General features: G+C 72.3%; 21 protein-coding genes. 7 read left to right on the forward strand and 14 right to left on the reverse strand.

What is annotated here, in order from left to right; translation table 11 throughout:
- Window positions 1-46: 46 nt before the first annotated feature.
- Genes ACZ6RT_RS14345 through ACZ6RT_RS14355 form a run of 3 tightly spaced genes read right to left on the reverse strand, consistent with a single transcriptional unit; the run spans window position 47 to window position 3086 of the window.
- Window positions 47-1750, reverse strand: a complete 1704-nt coding sequence (locus ACZ6RT_RS14345) for an MFS transporter (protein WP_470153804.1) — start codon at window positions 1748-1750, stop codon at window positions 47-49.
- Between the two features lie 2 nt (window positions 1751-1752).
- Window positions 1753-2436: an LppX_LprAFG lipoprotein gene (locus ACZ6RT_RS14350; RefSeq protein ID WP_399191947.1), complete on the reverse strand. Its 684-nt coding sequence runs from the start codon at window positions 2434-2436 to the stop codon at window positions 1753-1755.
- Between the two features lie 59 nt (window positions 2437-2495).
- The gene (locus ACZ6RT_RS14355) at window positions 2496-3086 is read right to left on the reverse strand and encodes a MarR family winged helix-turn-helix transcriptional regulator (RefSeq protein ID WP_399191945.1); all 591 of its coding nucleotides are present in this window, start codon (window positions 3084-3086) and stop codon (window positions 2496-2498) included.
- Window positions 3087-3286: 200 nt separating this feature from the next.
- On the opposite strand from ACZ6RT_RS14355, the gene ACZ6RT_RS14360 reads away from it, so the two are divergent.
- Window positions 3287-4420, forward strand: coding sequence for a cation diffusion facilitator family transporter (locus ACZ6RT_RS14360; protein ID WP_470153805.1), 1134 nt, complete (start codon window positions 3287-3289; stop codon window positions 4418-4420).
- Window positions 4421-4521: 101 nt separating this feature from the next.
- Here the strand turns inward: ACZ6RT_RS14360 and ACZ6RT_RS14365 are convergent, their stop codons facing one another.
- From ACZ6RT_RS14365 to ACZ6RT_RS14390, 6 genes are all read right to left on the reverse strand, one after another.
- Window positions 4522-5928: an aminopeptidase P family protein gene (locus tag ACZ6RT_RS14365; protein WP_470153806.1), complete on the reverse strand. Its 1407-nt coding sequence runs from the start codon at window positions 5926-5928 to the stop codon at window positions 4522-4524.
- 226 nt (window positions 5929-6154) lie between these two features.
- Window positions 6155-7435 carry an ABC transporter substrate-binding protein gene (locus tag ACZ6RT_RS14370; protein ID WP_399191939.1) on the reverse strand — a complete coding sequence of 427 codons (1281 nt, stop codon included), beginning with the start codon at window positions 7433-7435 and terminating at the stop codon, window positions 6155-6157.
- A 4-nt stretch (window positions 7436-7439) separates the two neighbouring features.
- The gene (locus ACZ6RT_RS14375; RefSeq protein ID WP_399191937.1) at window positions 7440-8567 is read right to left on the reverse strand and encodes a branched-chain amino acid ABC transporter permease; all 1128 of its coding nucleotides are present in this window, start codon (window positions 8565-8567) and stop codon (window positions 7440-7442) included.
- Entirely contained in the window at window positions 8560-9450 is an 891-nt protein-coding gene (locus tag ACZ6RT_RS14380; protein ID WP_399191935.1) for a branched-chain amino acid ABC transporter permease, read from the reverse strand. Before ACZ6RT_RS14380 ends, ACZ6RT_RS14375 begins: the two co-directional genes overlap by 8 nt.
- A complete protein-coding gene (locus ACZ6RT_RS14385) occupies window positions 9447-10280 on the reverse strand; it encodes an ABC transporter ATP-binding protein (protein ID WP_470153825.1) in 834 nt (277 codons plus the stop codon). Before ACZ6RT_RS14385 ends, ACZ6RT_RS14380 begins: the two co-directional genes overlap by 4 nt.
- Window positions 10281-10339: 59 nt before the next feature.
- Window positions 10340-11173, reverse strand: coding sequence for an ABC transporter ATP-binding protein (locus tag ACZ6RT_RS14390; protein ID WP_470153807.1), 834 nt, complete (start codon window positions 11171-11173; stop codon window positions 10340-10342).
- Between the two features lie 183 nt (window positions 11174-11356).
- Here ACZ6RT_RS14390 and ACZ6RT_RS14395 point away from each other — a divergent pair, with 183 nt between their 5' ends.
- Window positions 11357-12556 (forward strand): PucR family transcriptional regulator, encoded by a 1200-nt coding sequence (locus ACZ6RT_RS14395; protein ID WP_344904129.1) that lies wholly within the window; start codon window positions 11357-11359, stop codon window positions 12554-12556.
- A gap of 93 nt (window positions 12557-12649) precedes the next feature.
- Complete coding sequence (locus ACZ6RT_RS14400) at window positions 12650-13078, forward strand: CBS domain-containing protein (RefSeq protein WP_399191931.1); 429 nt, start codon at window positions 12650-12652, stop codon at window positions 13076-13078.
- A gap of 172 nt (window positions 13079-13250) precedes the next feature.
- Here ACZ6RT_RS14400 and ACZ6RT_RS14405 read toward each other — a convergent pair whose 3' ends face one another.
- Window positions 13251-16559, reverse strand: a complete 3309-nt coding sequence (locus ACZ6RT_RS14405; RefSeq protein ID WP_399191929.1) for a S8 family serine peptidase — start codon at window positions 16557-16559, stop codon at window positions 13251-13253.
- A gap of 614 nt (window positions 16560-17173) precedes the next feature.
- Here ACZ6RT_RS14405 and ACZ6RT_RS14410 point away from each other — a divergent pair.
- Window positions 17174-17428: a Smr/MutS family protein gene (locus ACZ6RT_RS14410; RefSeq protein ID WP_326638573.1), complete on the forward strand. Its 255-nt coding sequence runs from the start codon at window positions 17174-17176 to the stop codon at window positions 17426-17428.
- Between the two features lie 175 nt (window positions 17429-17603).
- Here the strand turns inward: ACZ6RT_RS14410 and ACZ6RT_RS14415 are convergent, their stop codons facing one another.
- The gene (locus ACZ6RT_RS14415; protein ID WP_470153808.1) at window positions 17604-17966 is read right to left on the reverse strand and encodes a hypothetical protein; all 363 of its coding nucleotides are present in this window, start codon (window positions 17964-17966) and stop codon (window positions 17604-17606) included.
- Window positions 17967-18322: 356 nt separating this feature from the next.
- Complete coding sequence (locus ACZ6RT_RS14420) at window positions 18323-18751, reverse strand: winged helix-turn-helix transcriptional regulator (RefSeq protein WP_470153809.1); 429 nt, start codon at window positions 18749-18751, stop codon at window positions 18323-18325.
- 79 nt (window positions 18752-18830) lie between these two features.
- On the opposite strand from ACZ6RT_RS14420, the gene ACZ6RT_RS14425 reads away from it, so the two are divergent.
- The 3 genes from ACZ6RT_RS14425 (at window position 18831) to ACZ6RT_RS14435 (ending at window position 20735) form a co-directional block, all read left to right on the forward strand.
- Entirely contained in the window at window positions 18831-19775 is a 945-nt protein-coding gene (locus ACZ6RT_RS14425; RefSeq protein WP_470153810.1) for an NADP-dependent oxidoreductase, read from the forward strand.
- A gap of 149 nt (window positions 19776-19924) precedes the next feature.
- The gene (locus ACZ6RT_RS14430) at window positions 19925-20095 is read left to right on the forward strand and encodes a hypothetical protein (protein ID WP_399191919.1); all 171 of its coding nucleotides are present in this window, start codon (window positions 19925-19927) and stop codon (window positions 20093-20095) included.
- A 277-nt stretch (window positions 20096-20372) separates the two neighbouring features.
- The gene (locus ACZ6RT_RS14435; protein ID WP_344904096.1) at window positions 20373-20735 is read left to right on the forward strand and encodes a hypothetical protein; all 363 of its coding nucleotides are present in this window, start codon (window positions 20373-20375) and stop codon (window positions 20733-20735) included.
- Window positions 20736-20824: 89 nt separating this feature from the next.
- On the opposite strand, the gene dhaM is transcribed toward ACZ6RT_RS14435, so the two are convergent.
- Together dhaM and dhaL are read right to left on the reverse strand one after the other, a co-directional pair.
- Window positions 20825-21196 carry a dihydroxyacetone kinase phosphoryl donor subunit DhaM gene (gene dhaM, locus ACZ6RT_RS14440; RefSeq protein WP_399191917.1) on the reverse strand — a complete coding sequence of 124 codons (372 nt, stop codon included), beginning with the start codon at window positions 21194-21196 and terminating at the stop codon, window positions 20825-20827.
- 61 nt (window positions 21197-21257) lie between these two features.
- On the reverse strand, window positions 21258-21911 hold the full coding sequence (dhaL, locus tag ACZ6RT_RS14445) for a dihydroxyacetone kinase subunit DhaL (RefSeq protein WP_470153811.1): 654 nt from the start codon (window positions 21909-21911) through the stop codon (window positions 21258-21260).
- Window position 21912: the final 1 nt, after the last annotated feature.

Raw genomic sequence — 21912 nt, forward strand, 5'->3', positions numbered from 1 at the left:
TCGTCCGGTGGACTCCGGCGTCCGGTGAACTCCAGCGGGGCGGGGCTTACCTTCCGGGGGTCTCGCGCACCGGACCGGAGCCGGGCAGCAGCAGCGCGGTCAGCGCGCCCACCCCGCACAGGACGGCGGTGATCAGGAAGATCTCGCTGTACTCGGTGTGCAGCGCCGCCTTGATCGCCGCCTGGTACTCGGCCAGCCGGGTGGCGTACACGGCCGCGTCCACCCCGAACGGCAGGGGGGTGTCCAGGTCGGCGGTGAGGGACTGGAAGCGGTGGAAACCCCAGGCGGACAGGGCCGCGACACCGAGCAGCATGCCCATCATCCTGGCCACGACCACCGCGGCCGAGGACACCCCGTGCTGGGCGGCGGGGACGACGCGCAGCACCGCCGAGGAGATCGGCGCGATCACCAGGCCGAGGCCCAGACCGGCGACGACGAGGTCGACGTCCATCCGGTACCCGGCCGAGGCCAGGTCCAGCGGCCACTGGCCGATCCGCACGTACCCGGCCGCGGCCACCGCGAGCCCCGCCACGCACACCGCGCGCTCGCCGTACCGGCGGGAGAGGAACCCGCCCGCCACCGCGGCCACGGAGAGCGCGACCAGGAAGCGCGAGAGCACCAGGGCGCCGTCCAGGGCCGGCAGGTTCAGCAGCGTCTGCGCCGACAGCTGTACGTCGACCAGGGTGACCAGCAGCGCCGCGCCGGTCACGAAGGCGACCCCGAGCGTGGCGAAGAACGGGCGGCGCAGCGCCCCGGTCAGGTCGATCAGCCGGGTCCTGGCGCGCGCCTCCCAGACGGCGAACGCGGCACCGGACACCACCCCGGCGGCGATGGCGGGCAGGCCCCACGGCGGAAGGACGGCCCCGCCCGGGTCGGGGTTGTACAGCCCGACCACCAGCAGGCCCAGCGCGAGCGCCAGCAGCAGGCCGCCGACGACGTCGACGCGCTCGGCCTGGTCAGCGCCGTGGCCGTGGCGGGCCCGGTCGCAGGCGGGCGGCGGTACCGACCGCTGCACGGCGATCGCGGCCAGGGCCACCAGCGGAAGGTTCAGCCAGAAGATCGACCGCCAGCCGCCGAGCTGCACGCCGCCGAGCTGGAGGGTGGCCGGGACCAGCGCGGCCAGCGCGGCGCCGTACAGCGGGCCCAGCACGCTGCCGAGCTCCTGGGCCGAGCCCACCGCGCCGAGCGCCACCGGACGCTCGTCCTCCTCCCACAGGTCCCCGATCAGGGCCATGGTGATCGGCAGCAGCGCGCCGCCCGCGACGCCCTGCAGGGCCCGTCCCGCGACCAGCCAGGGCACGGTCTCGCCCAGCGCGGTGACGACCGAGCCCACGGCGAAACCGGCCAGACAGAGCTGGATGAGGGGGCGCCTGCCGTACCGGTCGGAGAGCCGGCCGAGCAGCGGCATGGCCGCGATGTAGCCGAGCAGGAAGCCGGTGACGATCGGGGTGGCCCGCTCCAGGTGGTTGAGCGGGACGTCGACGTCCCTGGCGATGTCGACGAGGACGGTGACCACGACGTACGCGTCCAGGGCGGCCAGCAGGACGGCGGTGCCGCCGACGCCGAGGGCGACCCGCCGCCTGGCCGCGGAGCCACGGCCCAGGGGGGCCGGGGAGGTGGGGGAGCCACTCCCGGAACCGTCGGCGCCACCCCCGGACAGGGCGGAGCCGGTGAGGGAACCCTCGGGGGAGCCGGGGGAGCCGGGGTCCGGGCGACGGTCCCCGGGGGCCCCGGGGGCGAGGTGGGACACCGTCACCCCGCCGGGGCGGTGATCTCGACCGGTACGTCGTAGTCGCCGAAGCCCACGATCACCTTGCCGCCGGTCAGCGGCAGGTCCGCCTTGATCAGCCGGGCGGTGGCCCGGTCCATCCACAGCGTCGCGTCGACGTTCTGCGCGATGCCGGGCACCATCGTGGCGAGCACCTGCTTGGAGAGGGTGGCCGTCACCCGGTAGACGTCGGCGCCGTCCAGGGTCTCGGCCGCCTGCGTCTTCGGGTTCTGCGCGGTGCCCAGGAGCTGCACCACGCCCCGGTCGGGGTCGAGGATGGCCGACGGGTCGTAGATCGCCGCCAGCTGGCTCCGTGACATCTTCTGGAAGCCGCCGGTCGCGCCCTTGAAGTGGACGGTCTCCCCGAGCAGCACGAAGCTGATCTCCTGCAGCGTGCCCAGCACGTCGACCTGGAGGGTGCCGTCCGCGTCACCGGTCCCCGTGAGGCGGCCGGAGGCCTTCTTGACCTGTACCGGCGGGGTGCCCTCGGTCTCCATCGAAAAGGTGACGGACTTCGCGGCGCGTGCCGCCTCCGCGGACTTCTTGACCAGTTCGGTACCGCTGGGAAGGGGCGCGGCCGTGGCGCCGGCTCCGCCTCCCCCGCTGCATGCGGTGATCAGGGAGAGCGCGGCGATCACCGCGGCGATGAGGATCCGGCGAGCAGGCATGGCCGGATCGTAGCCATCCCCCGGTCTACTCGTGGAGAACGGGGGGTATCGGTTTCGCGTCAGCGAATGCCCTTGAGGTGCTTGACCACGGGGGCGTACGCCGTCTCCAGCTCGATGAGCTGATCGTCGGTGAGCAGGTCGATGAAGTGCCGGCGCACGCTGCCGACGTGGTGCGGCGCGACCTTCTGGATGGTGGCCCAGCCGTGTTCGGTGAGCACGGCGAAGGTGCCGCGCCGGTCGTCGGCGCACGTCTCCCTGGCGACCAGGCCGGCGCTCTCCATCCGCGAGATCTGGTGCGACAGCCGGCTGCGGGACTGGATCGTGGCCTCGGCCAGGTCGCTCATCCGCATGCGGCGGTCGGCGATCTCCGACAGGTTCACCAGGATCTCGTAGTCGTTCAAGGAGAGCCCGAAGGGCTGTAACTCCCGGTCGAGGCGGTGTTCGAGAAGTTTGTGGGCGGCCAGATGGGCGCGCCATGCCCCCTGCTCGATCGGGGAGAGCCAGTGGGTCTCCTCACCGTCCACCGGTCGTTCACCCCTCTCGTCCACCGCTCCCGTGGCGCCGGTGGCCTCACCGGCCCCGGTGCTCTCGGTGGTCTCATCCCCCGGCCGACCACTCCGCTCGCCGGATGAGGCTTGCTTCACGGTCATAGATCAGAATCTACCTCACAGGATGCCGATCTTTCGTGGTCGCCGACATGGTGTTCCGGCGTCGATCATGTCGTGGATCACCGGATCCCACGGCTCTGCCTGCCCGCTCGTTTCGTGTCATGTACGGATACGTATGGCGTCCCGCGGTGGTTCACGGCACCGCCGCCGGACGGGTCAGCGGGCGCACGTAGGGTGACCGCATGGGGGAGAACGCGGCGGGTACGGGTGCCGGGGCCGAGACCGGAGGGGGGACCGGGGGCGGGGCGGCGTCGGAGAGCCTGATCACGGTGGTCGTGGCGGGCCTGGCCAACCTGGCGATCGCCGTCGCCAAACTGGTCGCCGGGCTGATCAGCGGCTCCTCGGCGATGCTGTCCGAGGCCGCGCACTCCGCCGCCGACACCCTCACCGAGGTGCTGCTGTACGTCGCGGTGCGCAGGGGCGGTCAGCCCGCCGACGCGCGGCACCCGTTCGGGCACGGCAGGGCCGGGTTCTTCTGGGGGCTGATGGCGGCCTTCGCCACCCTCGTCGGCGGGGCCGGGTTCTCCATCACCCACGGCGTGCACGAGATCGGCGCGGGCGAGAGGCTCAGCGATCTGACGATCTCGTACGTGGTCCTCGCGGTCTCGTTCCTGATCGAGGGGGTGTCGTTCCTGCGGGCCCTGGCGCAGGTGCGCGGCCAGGCCCGCCGGTACGAGGTGAGCCCCCGGCGGTACGTCACGAAGACCTCCGACACCGCGCTGAAGGCCGTGCTCTTCGAGGACGCCGCGGCCCTGGCCGGGCTGCTGATCGCCGGGGCGGGCCTGCTGGCCGCCGAGCTGACCGGCTCGTCCGTCTGGGACGGCGTCGCCTCCGTGCTGATCGGCCTGCTGCTCCTGTGGGTCGCGATCAACCTGATCCGGACCAACGTCTCGCTGCTGATCGGCCAGGCCGCGCCCGCGTCGATCGCCGAGCGGATCGGTGAGGAGATCCGGTCCATGCCCGAGGTCGAGAACGTGGTGGAGCTGCTGACCATGATGATGGGCCCGGGGGAGATCCTGGTCGCGGCCCGGATCGACTTCGTGGACGAGGCCACCGGGGCGAGCCTGGAACGGGCCGCCGACCGGGTGGAGGGCACGCTCAGGGAACACTTCCCGCAGATCGTGCAGGTGTTCCTGGACCCCACCCCCGGCCTGGGCGCCCGGGAGAACCCGGACGCCGGAGACCGCTCGGGGACGCGCGACCGCCCGGGTGCCGGCCGTGACGGGCGGGGAGGGCGGGACGACCTGGAGAGCGGCGACGCCCCCGCGGACCCCGCGCCTCCGACCACGGACCGGCCCGTGAGGCCGCGCCGGTGACTGGACTGAGGAGCGAAGGAGCGAAGCGGATGAGCGACGAGGGAAGTCACCGGATAAGAGCGGCCTCACCGCGACGCGAAGCGTCGCCATCAACCGCGCCATCAACACAACCATTTCTCGATCTCGTCCGGGTGCCGGGGAAGACCCGAGGACAACATGTGGGCCCCGTCGGCGGTGATGACGAGGTCGTCCTCGATGCGCACCCCGATGCCGCGCAGTTCCGGCGGGAGCGTCAGGTCGTCGGGCTGTAGGTAGAGGCCGGGTTCGACGGTCAGCACCTGCCCCTCCTCCAGTACGCCGTCCAGGTAGACCTCGGAGCGGGCCCTGGCGCAGTCGTGCACGTCCATCCCGAGCATGTGGCCGCTGCTGCACAGCGTGTAGCGCCGGTACAGGCCGCTGCCGGGTTCCATGGCCTCGTCCGCGCTGATCTTCAGCACGCCCCAGTCGTGCAGTCCCTCCGCGATGACCCGCATGGCCGCGCGGTGGAAGTCGCGGAAGCGCGCGCCGGGCCGCAGGGTGGCGATCGCCGCCTCCTGGGCCCGGTAGACCAGCTCGTAGACCTGGCGCTGGACCGGGTCGAAGCGGCCGGACAGCGGCAGGGTCCTGGTGATGTCGGCGGTGTAGAGGTGGTCGGTCTCCACGCCCGCGTCCAGGAGCAGCAGCTCGTTCTCGTTCAGCCGCCCGTCGTTGCGGATCCAGTGCAGCACGCACGCGTTCGCGCCGGAGGCCACGATGCTGTCGTAGCCGACCGCGTTGCCCTCCAGGCGGGAACGGAGCCCGAAGACCCCCTCCAGGTAGCGTTCGCCGCGCCGGTGCTCCAGGGCCGCGGGCAGCGCCCGTGCCACGTCCTCGAACCCCCGGACGGTCGCCTCCACCGCGAACCGGAGCTCGGCGATCTCCCACTCGTCCTTGATCAGCCGCATCTCGGACAGGAACGTCTCCAGTTCGGCGTCCCCGTCGTGGGGGGCGACGCGCCTGTCGACCGAGGCGTCCACCCCGCGCAGCACTCGCGCGGGCCCGCCGAGCAGGTCGTCCAGCCGGTCGATCGGCGCGCAGGCGATCTGCAGGAGCGCCTCGGCCTCCGCCAGGTCGGGACGCCGTCCCACCCAGAACTCGCCGTAGCGGCGGTCGCGGTAGAACTCCTGGCCGGCCTCGCCGGGCGCCGAGCGCGGCGAGCGGGGGCGCAGGAACAGCACGGCCTCCCCGGAGGGTTCGACGACCAGCACGTCGTCGGGCTCCTGGCCGCCGGTGAGATAGGCGAACGCGGTGTGCGCCCGGAACCGGTGGTCGGAGTCGTTGCTGCGCGTCGTGAGCGTGCCGGAGGGGATGACGAGCTGTTCGCCGGGGAACCGGGCGGCGAGCGCGGCGCGGCGCTTGGCGGTGTAGGAGACCTGCGGAAGCGGCGCCAGGTCGTCGCGGTGGGTGTCGGCCCAGCCGGTCGTCATGAACGCGGCGAGTGCGTCGGAGACCGGCAGGTCGTGGCTACCGATATTGAGCTTTTGGGTCATTTTGTCCCCGGGAGCGAAGGTCTGCGTGTGCCGCCCACGCTAACCGGAGCGCCACGGCCGCGCATCCCCGGTGATGCACGACCGCGGCGCGGCCCGTTCCCCGATCCGTACCGGACGGCCCGTTCCCCGATCCGTACCCGGAACCGTGCCCGGCCGGTGCCCGTCCGACGGCCTGATCGGCCGGTCCGATCGGTGCCCGGCCGAGGCCCGGTCCGGGGCCCGCCGGTCAGCCGACCGGGACCTGGTACTCCTTGGCCAGGTCGGAGGTGGCGGCCTCCTTGAAGATCTTCGCGCCGCCCAGGGCCTCCTTGTCCGGCTTGACGACGTACGACAGCAGCGAGGCGGGCCTGTCGAACGAGGTGAAGTCCATCACGGCGCCGAACTCCTCGCCCCAGGCCGACTGGCTGCGGTGCGCGGCCACCACGCCGGCCCGGCTCAGGTCCTTGTTCTCGCAGGCCTTCCTGAGCGCGTCGACCACGATCGCCGCCGACGAGTAACCGGCGGCCACGCCGCTGTCGATCGCGGTGTCGGGGTACTTCGCGGCGTAGTCGGCGGCCAGCTTCTTCATGGCGGCGTTGTCGGCGCTGATCGGCGTGCCCGCGGTCATGAAGTAGAAGTCCTTCAGCAGCGCGGGCCCGGCCGGGGTGGGCAGCAGCTGCGGGGAGTAGGCCGAGTTGCTGCCGACGAACGGCACGTCCATGCCCTTGGCCAGCGAGACGCCGACGAGCGAGGCGGTCTGCCGGGGCCCGACCGAGACCAGGATGGCCTTGACGCCCTCGGCCTTGAACGCCGCGACCTGGGCGCTCATGTCCTGGTCGGTGGCCTTGATCTTCTGCTCCACCAGGGTGAGCCCGAGCTTGCCGGTGGCGAACTTGGACCCGTTCAGCGCGCTCTCGCCGTAGTCGCCCTCGAAGTACAGGTGGCCGATCTTGTCCCCGGACTTGACGCCCTTCTCCTTGGTCAGGAAGTCGACCGCGTTGATCATGTCGATGTCGTACGTCGTCCCGGTGACCTGGATCGGCTTGCTGCCCAGCAGCGCGGTCGCCCAGGCCTGCGGGATGGTGAGCATCTGGTCGGCCTCGAGGCGCTGCTTGATGGCGTTGACCATCGGCGAGCCCACGACGTGGGCCAGCGCCACCGTCCGGGGGGCGATCTCGGTGTAGGTCGCGACCGCCTTCTGCGCGTCGTAGCCGTGGTCGCGCACCAGGGCCTCCAGCTGCCGCCCGCACACGCCCCCGGCCGCGTTCGCCTGCTCGAAGTACAGCTGCTGGGACTGGGTCAGGCTCTTGCCGAACGAGGCGTACGGGCCGGTGAGGTCGGTCATCAGACCGAGAGTGATCTTGTCCGCGGTGACGCCGGGACCGGTCTTCACACCGTCCCCCCCGACGGCGGAGGGGGCGGCGCCCCCGCTGCCCCCGGTGGCCTTCTCGCTGGCGCACGCGGTGACGGCCAGGGCCAGGACGGCGAGCGCCGCCATGCGCCGGACCGGGGTTCTCGAGTTTCGCATGTGATCAGTTCCTTGGGTCGGGGGACGGGGCGGGAGAGGGGGACAGCGGGGCCTGCCTCGCGGGTGCGGCGGTGCCGGCCCGCCCTCGCAGGGCGAGACCGGCCCGCCTGGCGAGGCCGAGCAGCCCGCCGGGCAGGAAGAGCACGATGACGACGACGGCGGCGCCGTACAGGATGCGGGCCGCCTCGGCGGGGGAGACCCCACCGGATCCGGGCTCGGCCACCAGCGGCAGGGCGTCGCTGTAGCGGCTGAGCACCTGCGGGAGCATCGAGATGAAGAAGGCGCCGATGACCGCGCCCGCGACGGAGCCGAGCCCGCCGATGATGATCATCGCGAGGTAGTCGAGGGAGAGCAGCAGGCCGAAGTAGTCCGGTACGGTCCGCTGGAAGACCAGGGCGACCAGCACCCCGGCCAGCCCGGCGTACATCGAGGAGAGCACGAACACCCCGGCGCGGTAGCGCGCCACCGGCACGCCCATCACCCCGGCGGCGATCTCGTGGTCGCGGATGGTGTTCATGGCCCGTCCGGGCCTGCCGCGCAGCACGCCGCGGGCGAACAGCGCCGCGCCGGTCAGCAGGACCAGCCCCAGGAACCAGAGCCGTTCCAGCGCCCCGAACGGCACCTGGGCGATCACCAGCTCGGGGGTGTCGGCGAAGACGAGCCCGAACAGCTCCATCGGCGGCACCGGGCGCCCGTTGTAGCCGCCCGTCACGGGTTCGGCGTTGAACAGCACGTGCTGGCCGACGAAGATCAGCGCCAGGGTCGCGATGCCCAGGTAGGCGCCCTTCAGGCGGCCGGCGATGGGGCTGAACAGCCCGCCGGCCGCGCCCGCGGCCACCACCGCGAGCAGCGCGGCCAGGGGGGTGGGCAGGCCCAGGCCGCCGAGGGCGTGCGCGCCGCCCTCGGGCTCGGAGGAGAAGTAGACGTAGGCGTACGCGCCGACCGCGAGGAAGAACGCGTGGCCCATGGACAGCTGGCCGGTGGCACCCGTCAGCAGGTTGATGCCGATCGCCCCGATCGCGGCCGACATCGCGAAGAGACCGGCCTGCAGCCAGAAGCCCTCCAGGTAGAACGGCACGGCGACCGCCACCGCGGCCAGCGCGACGCAGGCGAGGATGACCTTCTTAGACACGCGCCAGCTCCCTCGTCCCGAACAGCCCCGCGGGGCGGATGAGCAGGACCACGATCATCACGAGGAACGGGGCGACGTCGCCGATGCCCCGTCCCAGGAAGGCCAGGTCGTTCTGGTAGCCGCTCATCATGGCCTCGGTGACGCCGATGATGAGCCCGCCGGCCAGTGCCCCGGTGGTGGAATCCAGGCCGCCGAGGATCGCCGCGGGGAACGCCTTCATCGCCGCGAACGTGGTGCTGCGGTCCAGCCCGGGGGTGGGGAAGACGCACAGGAAGAGCGCGGCGACCGCGGCGAGCGCACCCGCCACGGCCCAGGCCCCCATCGAGACCCGCCCGCGCCGCACGCCCATCAGCGCGGCGGTCTCGGAGTCCTCGGCGGTGGCCCGCATGGCGATGCCCCAGTTGGTGTACTTGAAGGCCAGCAGGAACGCGGTTATCAGGGCGGCGGCCACTCCCAGGGCGACCACCCGGGTCTGCGCGACGCTGACCTCCCCCAGGTGCAGCACCCGGTCGCGCCACGGGTCGCCCAGGGCGAGCACGTCGGTGCCGATCCGCCGGGTCAGCTCGGTGACGAGCACGATGTCGACGCCGATCGTCACGATCGCCAGGACGCTGTGCGAGGTGACGTTCGCCCGGCGGATGATGAGGAACTCGATCAGCGCGCCCACCACGGCCGCCACGGTGACGCCCAGCGCCAGGGCCGCCCAGAAGCCGACCGACGGGTGCAGCTTGGCGACCACGAAGCCGCCGACCAGCAGCAGCGAGGCGTGCGCGAAGTTCACCACCTCGGTCGCCTTGAAGATGATGACGAAGCCCAGGGCGATGAGCGCGTAGACGGCCCCGACGGAGATCCCGTTCACCAGGAGCTCAAGAAAAGTGATCATGAAGTGACCCCTCCGGTCCCGTCCGCGCCGTCGATGCCGTCGATGGTGACGCTCTCGGCCGCCGCGCCCAGGTAGGCGCGGACGACGCCGGGGTCGTTCTGCACCTCGGCGGGCGTCCCGTCGGCGATGCGCCTGCCGAAGTCCAGGACGGTCACCGCGTCGGCGAGCCGCATGACCATCCCCATGTCGTGCTCGACCAGCAGGATCGAGATGCCGAGGCTCTCGCGCACCGCCATGATCAGCTCGGCCATGTCGCGCCGCTCGCCGCCGTTCATCCCGGCCACCGGCTCGTCCAGCAGCAGCAGCCGCGGCTCCATGCACAGGGCCCGGGCCAGCTCCACGCGTTTCTGCACCCCGTACGGCAGGAGCCCTACCGGGGTGGCGAGCCGCTCGGCGAGCCCGACGAACGTGGCGATCTCGGTCACCCGTTCGCCGTGCGCGGCGGCCTCGCGGCGGGCCGACGGCAGCCGCAGCCCGGCCGAGACGAACCCGGCGCGGGTCAGCCGGTGACGGCCGAGCATGAGGTTGTCGCGTACCGACAGGTGCGCGGAGAGCGCGATGTTCTGGAAGGTGCGCGCCACGCCCAGGGCGGCGATACGGTGCGGGGCCAGCGCGGTCAGCTCGGCGTCGCCGAACCGCACGCTGCCCGAGGTGGCGCGGTAGACGCCCGACAGCACGTTGAAGCAGGTCGACTTGCCCGCCCCGTTGGGCCCGATCACCGCGTGCACGCTGCCCGGCTCGACGGTGAAGCCGACCGCGTCCAGCGCGGTGAGCCCGGCGAACCGCACCGTGACGTCGCGGACCTCCAGCCGGGGGACGGAGTCCTCCATACCGCCTGGTTGGTATGTCGTGCTCACGCCGGTTCCCCCGCCCGTCCCGGTCGCCTCGGTCACGACGACCACCTCGCCAGGACCGGGCGGGACGACGCGGCGGCCCGGCCGGTCGCGGGCAGGTCCTCGGGGGCGTCCTCGATGCCCAGGTAGCGGCGGCGCACCTCGTCGCTGGCGGCGAGCTCGGCGGCCGGTCCGGAGAGCACCACCTCGCCCACCTCCAGCACGTAGGCGTGCGAGGCGAGCGTCAGGGCCATCGCGGCGTTCTGCTCGACCAGCAGGACCGTGGTGCCCCGGGCGTTGATCTCACGGACGGTGTCGGCGATCCGGGCGGCCATCATCGGGGCCAGGCCGAGGGTGGGCTCGTCCAGCAGGAGCATCCTGGGGGAGGCCATCAGCGCCCGGCCGATGGCGAGCATCTGCTGCTCGCCGCCGGACAGCAGCCCGGCGCGCTGCCCGGCGCGCTCGGCCAGGACCGGGAAGAGCGTGAGCACCTCCCGCCTGGCCTCGGCCGCGGCGCGCCGGTCGGGAGCGCCGAGCGCGCCGGCCCGCAGGTTCTCCTCCACGGTCATCCGGGCGAACACCCGCCGTCCCTCGGGGACCTGTACGACGCCGCCGGCCACCACCGCCGAGGTGGCGGCCCCGGACAGGCGCTTCCCGCCGAAGGCGATCTCGCCGGAGGTGATCCCGCCCCGGTGGAACCTCAGGGTGCCCGACACCGCGCGCAGCAGGGTGGACTTCCCCGCGCCGTTGCCGCCGAGCACCGCGACGACCGAGCCGCGCGGGACGTCCAGCGAGACACCCCGCAGGGCAAGGACCGGGCCGTAGCTCACCGCCAGATCCCTGACGACCAGCCCGGAGTCCCCGGGCGGGCGAGGGTCGTGCACGTCCATGTTCTGCCTCCTGACAGCCGATGAACGCACCCAACCGAGGCGGTTCACCGGCGTCCAGAGGCGGGCGTGAAGTCGGGGCGGGCGCCCAGGCCGGACGGGTGCGGGTTGTGCACCGGCACAACCCCTCATCACGAAACAGAACAGAACCTTGTTCCGTACGTGTTCTGCTGACACCATCACCGGATGGGGACCCGGCCCGTCACCGACGACGAAGTACGCAGGATCATGCGGCTGGCCGCTCGCAGGCTGCTGCTGAGACTTCCCGAGCTGACCGACGAACTCGTCGCCAAGATCCGCGACACCGACGAGGCCTATCGCCGGATGGTACCGACCGACGACCACTGGCAGAGCGTGTACGAGGCGATGCGCGACGGCATCGGAGCCATTCTGCTCCCCAGGCCGGAACGGCGCGACCTGCCCCAGGCGGAGAAGACCGCCCGCCGCAGGGCCGAGCAGGGCCTGCCCATGGACTCACTGCTGCGCAGCTACCGCCTCTCGGCGCAGGTGATGTGGGACGGACTCATCGACGTCGTCGCCGAAGAGGACTCCGACAGCCTGCCCGTGCTCATCCGCAGCGCCACCAAGGTCTGGCACGCCATCGACCGGCAGGCCATCGCCGCCGCCGAGGCCTATCGAAGACGGGAGGCCGAGATGTTCGGCCGCACAGCCGAAAGGGTCCAGTCCCTGCTGGACGCGCTCCTGGAGGACCGGGCCGACGCCGCCCTGGTCCGCAGCGCCGCCGCCGCGCTCGACCTGCCCGAGCTGGGCCGGTACGCCGTCGTCATCACCCGGCTGCCCGGCCGGCACGACCACGGCGACGACGAGCCTCGGCCGACCTCGCTGGGCACGATGCGGCTGCTGTGGCGGATGCGCCCCGACTACGAGGTCTCGGTGGTGCTGCTGCACGAGGCAGGCATGGACGACCTGGCCGGAGAGCTGCGCCCGCACGTCACCGGCTGCGCCGGGATCAGCCCGGTCGTCGAGGGGCTGGCCGAGCTGGGCCGCGCCCGGCGGCTCGCCGAGCTGGCCCTGCGGACCTGCGTGGGCGACGGCCCGGAGATCGCCCGGCTGGAGGACCGGCTGCCCGCCGCGCTCGTGGTCAGCCAGCCCGAGCTCGCCGGCCATCTCAGCGGGGCCGTGCTCAGCCCCATCCTCGCCCTCGACCAGGCCGACCGCGAGGTGCTGCTCGGCACCCTGGAGGCGTGGCTGCGCTGCGAGGGCTCGGCCATGCGCGCGGCCGGGCAGCTCTACTGCCACCGCAACACGGTCTTCAACCGCATCCGCCGCATCGAGCAGCTCACCGGGCGCTCGCTGGCACGCCCGCTGGACATCGTGGAGCTCACCCTGGCCCTCGACGCGGTACGGCTGCTACCCGTAACGTAACAATCACACCCTTTGCTCCTTCGGACGCTTAGCCCGAGGCCCGATCGGGCAAAGGAAAGGGATACCCGCGCCAGGCGAACCGAGGTGGTGTCGATGCTGATCGGTACGATTCTGCAAGGCAAGGGGACGCAGGTGGCGACCGTGCGCCCGGACGCGACGGTCACAGAGCTCCTGGCCGTTCTGGCAGGGAACAACATCGGCGCCGTGGTGGTGTCCGAGGACGGCGAGTCGATCGCCGGCATCGTCTCCGAGCGCGACGTGGTGCGGCGGCTGCACGACCGCGGCGCGGGCGTGCTGGACGACGCGGTCTCGTCCATCATGACGACCGAGGTCCGTACCTGCCCTCCGGACGCCGACGTCGAGGACCTGCGCCAGACCATGACCACGCACCGCATCCGGCACGTGCCGGTCGTCGACTCCGGCCGGCTGGCCGGGATCGTGAGCATCGGCGACGTGGTCAAGAGCTCGATCGAGGCCCTGGAGAGCGAGAAGGCCTACCTGGTCGACTACCTCCAGCACTGATCCCGCGGCCCGTAGCGCCCGTCCCGGGCACGGCCGGCCGGGACGGGCCCGCGAGCGGTCCACGAGGGCCCCTGGCCGGTCCGCGGCAAGGCCCGCAAGGCCGCCGGGGGCACGGAGACGACGAACGGGCCCGGCGCCTCGCGCCGGGCCCGTCGCACGTGCTGCTCCGCCCCTACTGCACGGTGATCCTGTCGACCTCGATGGTCACGCCCTTGACCTGCGGTGTCGACGTGCCCGTCGTCACCGTCCCGGCCCCGGGACTGACGCCCTTGATCTTCATCGTGTAGCTCAGGGTGCCGCCCGGAGCGCCGGGCGTGCTGGTCACCCGGAGGTCCTGGGTCGGCGGGCCGCTGATCTGGCCGCCGGCCGTGCCTTCGGCGTTCTCGGCGCCCACGGTCAGGCCGTAGCCCGCCGGGGGGTCACCGGGCAGGTTCTCCGGGTCGTAGGTGTAGGTGATGTCCTCGGTCCCGTTGAGCCCGATCCACTGCTGGAACACCTTGGTGTCGGTGGTGCCGTACGGGTTGACCCGCCACTCGACGACGAGCCAGTCGCTCACGCCGTCGGTGAGGGTCCCGACGTAGACGCCCGGCGTGCCGGTGCCGTCCAGGTCGGTCCAGTACGGGGCCAGCACGTTGTTCGGGGGCGCCGGATCGGGGAGGGTCTGCGGCTGGAACGAGATGTCGGTCGCTCCCGCGCTGCCTCCGGCGATCGTGTACCCGTTGGAGACGACGCCGATCCTGGTGTAGGTCCTGCCCGCGTACTGGAAGGCGGGAACGGTGAAGTTGAGCGCCTGCTCATCACCGATCGGCGTCGGGGCGATGCCGAAGGCGTCGAGGGGCAGGTACGGTGCGGGGCCGGTGCCCGGGGCGATGCCCGGCCTGTCCGGCTGCCTGGCCGCCAGGGTGGTCTTGGCCGTCGCGATCTGGGTGCCGATCTTGGCGGCGCCGGTGACCGAGTTCAGCCGCAGCTTGGAGTCCAGCGTGCTGACCGCGGTGACCTCGGCGTCCTCGAGGGTCTCGTTCTTCACGGTGACCGTGCAGGTGGACTCGCCGGTGTTGCGCGCGATGGTGGCCGGGACGCAGGTCTGGTCCACCGGGATGGCGCCCTCCTTGCGGAAGAACGCGACCGGCAGGTGCAGTTTGCGGGAGCCGCCGACCTGCTTGAGGTCCACCTGGCCGAAGTACTGGCCCTCGGGCAGGTCCGGAGCGGTGATGACCACCTTGAACGTGGCGGTCTTGCCCGGCTTCACGCTCAGCAGCGGCGGCAGCACCGTGATGTTGGCGCCGCTGACGGTCTTGCCCGTGGCCGTGAAGATGAGCGTCTTGTCCGTGACGTTGGTGACCTTCCGCTCGGCGGTGATGAGACCCGGCATGATCGGGGCGTTCACCGACGGCAGGTTCAGGTCGATGCGGTTCAGCGGGTCGGCGGCCGAGGCCGCGAAGTTCGCGCCGGTCTCGTCCAGGGTGAGGCCGGGGTCGCCGGCCTTGGTCAGGTCGATGCGGCCGCCGCCGGTGTCGAACGGGTCGGCCGGGGTGACGCGGTCCTGCTTGGTGACCGAGGTCTTGGCCGTCGTCTCCAGCGCGGACTTCACCTGGCCGGGGGTCCAGTCCGGGTGCAGCGCGAACAGCAGCGCCGCCGAGCCCGCGACGTGCGGCGACGACATCGAGGTCCCGGAGATGGCCTGGTACAGGTTGCCCTGCGGGCCACCGGCCGGGTCCTCCAGCGTCGGCGTCTGACCGGCCAGGATGTGCAGGCCGGGAGCGGTGACGTCCGGCTTGAGGAAGTCGCCGCCGGGGCCGCGGGAGGAGAACGTGGTGATCGCGTCGCCCTGCCAGGTCGTCTTGGTGCCCTGGGTGAACGAGGCCGTCGCTCCGGGGTTGGCCGTCAGGAACGCCAGCAGCGCGTCCCCCTCGGGCTTGTCGATGTGCACCGACGGGAGCCAGTGGTTGTCGGTCATCACGTCGAGCGGGCTGGAGTTGTACAGGATCATGCCGGCCGCGCCGCCCTGCTTGACGTTGTAGCCCTTCATGACCCGGCCGGGGCCGCGCTCGCAGACGACGATCTTCCCGGTGAACAGCCCGGCGGGCGCCGGGGCCTCACAGAGCGGGTCGGAGTACGGCGGCGCCGAGGCGAGCACCAGCGGCAGCGGCGTGGGCAGGCCGGGCGTGATGGAGGCGCCCTTGAGCGTGGCCGTCGCGCCGCCGGAACCGGCCAGCGTGATGGTCGACTGGAAGGTCCTGGTCTGGGTGGAGGCGGCCACCGTCGTCACCCACGGGGAGACGTGGTTGACCGTCGCCGCGCCCGGCCCGGCGTTGCCCGCCGAGGCCGACACGAGCACGCCCGCCGCGTACGCGTCCAGGAAGGCCAGCTCCACCGGGTCGCTGTAGGGGGAGGTGCCGCCGGAGATCGAGAAGTTGATCACGCGGACGCCGTCGAGGATGGCCCGGCCGACCGCCTGGGCGGAGTCGGAGGGGAAGCAGCCCTCGACGCCGCAGACCTTGTAGACCGACACGTGCGCCGCCGGGGCGATGCCGTGGATCGGTCCGCGGCTGATGCCCAGCGGGTTGGCGTCGGCCACCGGGCCGCCCGCCGAGGTGGTCGCGGTGTGGGTGCCGTGGCCGTTGGAGTCGCGGGCGCTGTCGGGGTAGACCTCGCCGGGGTAGATCGCGTTGTAGGTCTCCAGGAACGGCGCGCCGCCGATGACCTTCCGGTTACAGGTGAACGGGTCGGCCGCGGGGGTCAGCGGGTTGTCGCCGAAGTCGCAGACGCGCGGGGTGCCGTCCTTGGTCGGAGGCACGGCGGGCAGCGTGCCCGGGTCGGCGAACTGGGGGTGCTCCGGCCAGGCACCGGAGTCCAGGATGCCGACGACCACGCCCTTGCCGGACGAGGAGCTGCCGCCCAGCTTGTTGTAGATCGAGGGCGCGCCGATGAACTCCGGGCTGGAGTCGGTCAGCAGCTGCTCGGGCTTGTCCTCCTGGACCGCGGCCACACCGGGAAGCCTGAGCAGGGCCGCCGCCTTGTTGGCGGGCAGGCGCAGCGCGATGCCGCCGTAGACGGTCCGCAGCTTCTGGCCCGCCTTGGCCGTGGGAACGTTCCTCGCCAGCGCGGCCAGGAAGCCGTTCTCCACGTCCTCGATGTGCTTCTGGTACTTCTTGGCGTCGCCGCTCTTGACGTCGAGTGCCCTCCCGGTCTTGGCCGGGCTCGTCGCCGGAAGCCCCTTCAGGCCACCCTGGTAGGCGGCGAAGGAGTCGTAGTCGAGCTTCACCATCACGTTGACCGTGGCGCCCGAGGTGGACTTCAGCAGCCCCTCGTCACTCCGGGCGAGCCTGCCGGTCGGGGACTTCGCGCCCTGTACCGGCTCACCCCCGGTCAGGGGGGTCGCCGTCCACTTGGTGGACGGCGTGGGGGTGGGGGTGGGATCGGCGTTCGCCGGCGGCGCCATCGCCGCGACGAGCCCGACGCCGGCGGCGAGCACCGCCACGCGCCTGATCCTCGGTAAGTGGGGCTTCCTGGTCAACGGACCTCCCTGTTGGAACGTGAACAGCTCACGCGGCAGGGAGGGGGGACGGTCACCCGCGTGCCCGGGGCAGGGCATGCCTGGCAAGGCCTCGACCCTCCCCGTCGGGTGACGCGACCGGCCGCCCACGAGGAGCGGCCGATCATCAGAGGGAGCCTAACCAGAGAGGATTTATTTGCCTAGATCGTGAAATTGACACAATCAACGAATTAATTAGTCAGATTTCAGTGCAGACTCCTGCGGGGTTCCGGGAGAACGTGTTCGGGCTTGATGAGAGCCTTTTGTGTCGCTTTTGTCCGAGCGTGCGCCTGTACCGCGATTTCGGCCGGGTTCCACGTTCCCGTCCTTGGCGGACGCACGGTCCACGGCGACCGGGAAGGCCCGCAGCGCCGTCCGCGCCGTCCGCGCCGTCTACGTCGTCCACGTCGTGCCCGCGGGTCCGCCTCCGCCCGCGCCGGTCTCGCGGGCCGTACGCCACCTGTCCGTGACGGCTCGCAGGCCGTACCCTGGAGGGCGCCGGTCTTCCGCCGGCATCGGTGTCACGTCCGGCCCCCGGGCCTGGCGGTGAAGGGGACGGTGTGAAGCTCAAGCTGGATCTGCACCCCATCTACAACCGGGGCGGGGAGATCGACAAGGCGTTGCGGGGCGTCATCGACGAGGCCATCAGGAAGAAGGCCACCGAGGTCGAGATCATCCCCGGCAAGGGCTCGGGCCAGCTCAAGAAGAAGGTCCTGCGTTTCCTGGAGCAGAAGGAGATCAAGGCCCTCTACCACCGCATCGACAAGGACGCCAAGAACCACGGCCGGCTCTTCGTCTACTTCCGCTACAAGTAGGAAGGACGGGTCTCCGGCCCGCGGAGACCCGTCGTGAACCGCGTCTGACCCGGGTTCCTCGTCCCTCCGGGTCTCATCGAGTCGCGGGCGATTCCGTTGTGACGTGCCCCGCGTGTGCCCTGCGCGGCAGCGTGATGAGGCTCTGCTGAGTACCGGTCTTCAGGGCAGAGACCTGTCAGTGCTGCGCAACGTACGGCTCCCACAGAGCGCCGAGCACCGCCACGGCCGCGAAGGCGATGAGCTGCACGACCACGATGCCGTTACGTCGGCGCCGCCAGGCGGCAACCACGGTAACGATCAAGATCAGGGCCACGACTGCGAAGGAGCCGTAGGCGACGGTGGAGCGAAAGGCCATCTCCGCCTGCCACTGCGCGGGAGAGGGGTCTCCGCCCGAGCAGAGCACGGTGGCGCCGTCGCACAGCACGCCCCGGTTGCGTGCCCGGTCGATGGCGAACCCCGCAGCCGTCAACAGAGCCACGTCCCCGATCAGGACCGCGACACTGGCGCCGATGCGCCCGGTCAAGTCGTCCGTCTTCACGGGCAAAGCCTAGAGGCCGCGCGGATCCGGCGTGTATCCCGGAGCCGGTCGTCGTCCCCGTCCCCACAGTCCGAGCCGACGCCGACAACTTCATCGCGGCGGCGATCAGGTGCGTCACACCGTCGTAGTCGGCCGGAGGTCGTTCGCCGGACTCCTCCGGGGGCCGGGATCGACGACGGTGCCGTGGAGCACGTCCACACCGGCCCGACGCGTGCCGATGGCCGCGGTTCCGGGCCGAACCGTGCCGGATGCCGGGATCAGGCGCGGAACATCGACAGGCGAGCCGTACAGAGGGTCTGCTATCCCCGCCCGAGCCGCGGCAGCGGCGATGGCCGAGCCGGACTCCGCCCCGGCGGTCAGGGGCGGGGCGTGGCCCGCGGCGGGTCCTGCTCCTCGGCCGTGTCGTAGAGGTCGCGGGCGCGGTGGACGGCCTCGATGTGGGTCTCCGCCCAGGTCTTGATGGCCCGCTGGATCGGGAGCAGGCTGCGGCCCAGCGGGGTGAGCTCGTAGTCGACGCGCGGCGGGATCGAGGCGGTGACGGTGCGGCCGACCAGGCCGTCGCGTTCGAGCTTGCGCAGGGTCTGGGTGAGCATCTTCCGGCTGGCCCCGACGACGGTCCGCGCGAGCTCGGCGTGCCGGAGCGGTCCGTCGGCCAGCGCGTCGACGATCAGCGTCATCCACTTGTCGCTCAGCGTCGCGAGCACCTCGTGCCCCGGGCACTCGGCGAGGTCGGCGTTGTACTCCTGCCGTGTGATCTCGCGCTTCTGCGCGGCGCTCAGGGTCACGGTGGGTTCCTCCGGGTACTCCAGGCACTCGCAAGTGCCTTCTTCCCGGGGCCAACCACCGCTGCCTAGCGTTCATTCCGTGAACAACTCCATGACATCGATCGTCGTCCGCACGCCCGGGGGCCCGGAGGTCCTCGAACTGGCCGAGGGCGCGATTCCCGAGCCCGGGCCGCGTCAGGTGCTGGTGCGGGTCGAGGCCTCCTCGCTCAACCCCATCGACCTGTCCGCCCGCGCGGGACGCCTCATCGCCGCGGGCCTGATGCCGCCGATGCCCCGGTTCGGGCTCGGCTGGGACGTCGCCGGGCACGTCGACGCCACCGGGCCGGGAGCCACCCGCTTCCGGATGGGGGACCCGGTCGTCGGGCTGCGGGACCTGCTGTTCGCCGGGGGCGCGCACGCCGGGTACGTGGTGCTGGACGAGCAGGCCTTGGCGCCCGCCCCGGTGTCCGTCCCGCTCACGGACGCGGCCACCCTCCCGCTGAACGCGCTGACCGCGGACCGCGCCCTCGACCTGGCCGGCCTGGAACCGGGCTCGACGCTCCTGGTCACCGGCGCCTCCGGTGGCGTCGGCGGCTTCGCGCTCCAGCTCGCGGCGCTGCGCGGGCTGCGGACGATCGCGCTCGCCCGCCCGCACGACGCCGGCCGGGTCCGCGCCCTGGGCGCCGACGAGGTCGTCACCTCCTCCGACGACCTCGGGCCCGCGGTGCGCGGGATCGTCCCCGGCGGTGTGGACGCGGTGATCGACGCCGCGATCCTCGGCATCACGGCGCACCAGGCGCTGCGCGGCGGCGGCGTCTTCGTCGCGCTCGTCGCCCCGTTCGCGCCGCCCCCGATCCGGGGCACCCGTGTCGTCGTGCAGGAGGTCCTCGCCGACGGGAACCGGCTCGCCGAGCTGGCCGGGTACGTCGACGACGGCGTCCTCACCCTCCGGGTCGCGCACACGCTCCCACTGGAGCGCTCGCGCGAGGCGCACGAGCTGCTGGAGAAGGGCGGTGTCGGCGGCCGGATCGTCCTCACCCCGTGACCGGCGGGCTCACCCCCGTGACCGGCGGACCGGCCGGTCCTGGCGAAGTCCGGCCCGTGCCATGATCCGGACATGGCGGACGACCGCGTGAAACCGGCCCGGAAGGGGAATGCTCACAGGGATCCCCAACCGAACCGAGGAGGCCCGACGTGGTGTGGGTCCTGCTGCTCATGCTGGGCGCGATCGTCCTCGGGGCGATCGCCATCGTGGTCAAGGCCCTGAAATGGCTGCTGATCATCGCTGCCGTCATGTTCGTCGCCGGTCTGGTGGCCGGCTGGGCGCAGCGGCGCACGAGGGGTGATGGAGGCGGTCTCGCCTGAGGGGACGTCCCGGCCGGGCGCGCCGGGCGTTTCCGGGGGCCGAGGCCTCTGAGCGGTGAGGACGCCACTTTTGCGGATCGACGGCGGGCCTGGTCGTACGGCACCATTATGTGACGCATGACGGCAATGTCCTCTCCGGTGATCGGTACGGCCGATCGGCAGGTCACGCAGCGCGGCGGGATCCTCCGGCCGGGGGACGGCCCGATCCTCGCGTGGACACGCCCGTGGAGACCATCGCCTCCCCGCATACCCTCACGGCTCCTCTGAAAGGCCCCCTATGACCGATCTCAATGCACTTCTCGCCCAGCGCGCCGAGCTGGACCGCCAGATCGAGGAACTCCAGTCCGGCGACCTCAAGGAGCGCGAGAACACGCTCGGCGGGATCCTGACGGCCACCGCCGAGTGGGCGACCTCGCGCGGCCACGAGGCACTGCGCCGGGAGCTCAAGAACTGGGAGTACGTCACCTTCGCCGGTATCGAGGTCGGGGTGGGCCACGACGGCGGCGAGCGCTGGGGGCTGCCGCTGAACTCGGTCACCGTGATGGACTCCGTCAGCGGCACCGACGTGGAGTTCGGCACCACGCCCCCGCCGATCCAGGCCGTCCTGGGCCTGCTGGAGGGCCTGCTGGCCACCCGCTAGCGCCCGGACGGCCCGGTCCGGCCCGGTCCGGCCGTCGCTTCCGTACGGCCCGGTGCCCTCGACCTCCGCGGAGGCGAGGGGCCGGGCCGTCAGAGCTTGCGGAAGGTCCGAGCCTCCTCGGCCGCCGCGAGCACCTCGGGCAGGGCGGCGCCCGTGCCCGCGGACACGACGGCCGAGATCGCCCCCTCCACGAACGGCACGTCGGCGATCACCACCCGCTCGTCCGCGAAGAGCCGGGCGGTGAGCACCGAGCTGCCCAGGTCCGGGATGAGGATCACCCCGTCCCCCCGGTCGGCCGTCTCGATCGCCGCCGCCACCAGGTCGGGGGAGGTGCCGAGACCACCGTCCTCGGTACCCCCGGCGGCGGCCAGCGGGACCTCGGAGCCGCCGATCTGCGAGGCCAGCAGCGCGACCTCGGCGGCCAGCGGCCCGCTGTGCGAGATCAGGACGATGCCTACCACCGGCGCACCCGGCCCGTCCGGCACGCCCGGCCCGTCCGGCCCGTCCGGCCCACCGGGCGGGTCACCGCGTCGCCACCGCGTGCAGGGCGGCCAGGATGAGCGCGGTGGAGGCGGCGCCCGGGTCCTCGTGGCCCACGCTGCGGGGCCCGAGATAGCTGGCCCGGCCCTTGCGCGCCTGGAGCGGGATCGTCGACTCGGCCCCGGTGCGGGCCGCCGCCGCCGCGGCGCCGATCGCCTCCGCGGGATCGATCGGATTCGCCGGGCCGGCCGGGTCACCACCGTCCCGTACGGCCTCCTCCAGGGCCCGTACCGCCGGGGCCAGGGCGTCCACCATGGTCTTGTCCCCCTCGGCGGCCGAGCCCAGCGCCCGCACCCCGGCGAGCCCGGCCTGCAGGGCGGTGTGCAGCCGCGCGACGGACACCTCGGCGTCGTCCCCCAGCGCCTTGCCCGTCTCCCGGAAGAACGTGCCGTACAGCGGGCCGGACGCCCCGCCGACCTTGCGGATCAGCGTGCTGCCCACGAGCGTCAGCAGCGCCCCGGGGGTGGCCGGCTCGGCCGTGCCCAGCGCGTGGGCGACCGCGGTGAAGCCCCGGTCGAGGTTGGACCCGTGGTCGGCGTCACCGATCGCCGCGTCCAGCGCGGTCAGCCGCTCCCTGTCGGACGAGACGGCCCTGGCGGCCTCCTCGATCCAGGAGGCGAAGAAGGCGACGTCCATC

The sequence above is a fragment of the Streptosporangium sp. NPDC050148 genome (assembly GCF_055586505.1).